This is a genomic window from Teichococcus deserti (assembly GCF_001982615.1).
Taxonomy (GTDB): Bacteria; Pseudomonadota; Alphaproteobacteria; order Acetobacterales; family Acetobacteraceae; genus Pseudoroseomonas; species Pseudoroseomonas deserti.
The window spans coordinates 1-503 of the sequence record NZ_MLCO01000574.1; the positions used below are offsets into that span (position 1 = coordinate 1).

Consider the following 503-nt stretch of genomic DNA (forward strand, 5'->3'; position numbering starts at 1 on the left):
GCCTGACGCCGCCCCGTCCCTGGGCCCCGATGACGGACCTGGAATGGGCCGCGCTCCTTCCCTATCTGCTGCACCGCTCGCCGCAGGGCCGGCCCATCGCCGACCTGCGCCAGCGCATGGACGGCATCTTCGCCCTGGCCGTCAGCCACGACCCCTGGCGCCTGCTGCCGGAGCGTTTCGGCAACCCTGACACCGTCGCCCGCTATTTCCGCCGCCTGACCCATGCCGGCCTCTGGCCGCGCCTGCTGGAGGCCCTGGCCGACGCCGCGCCACGCCACCCCCTCCGCGCCATCGAGCATTTCATCGTCCGCGCCACCCGCCGCGCCCACCGCATCCTCGGCCTGCCGCTGGTCGTGCTGATCCGCCGCATCGGCCTGCGTTCCGCCTTGCGCGCGCCCCCTTGGCTGATGCCGGACCCGGATTTGTCCGAAACCTGCATCCGGTTGATCGAAACCACCCGCATCGCCGCGGCCGCCGGCGCCCTGCCCGCCGCGACCCCGCTG

At 74.0% G+C, this 503-nt stretch carries 1 protein-coding gene; it reads left to right on the forward strand.

What is annotated here, in order from left to right:
• Positions 1 to 29: 29 nt before the first annotated feature.
• A partial coding sequence (locus tag BKE38_RS30145) for a transposase (protein ID WP_242662634.1) occupies positions 30 to 503 on the forward strand: 474 nt, incomplete at its 3' end.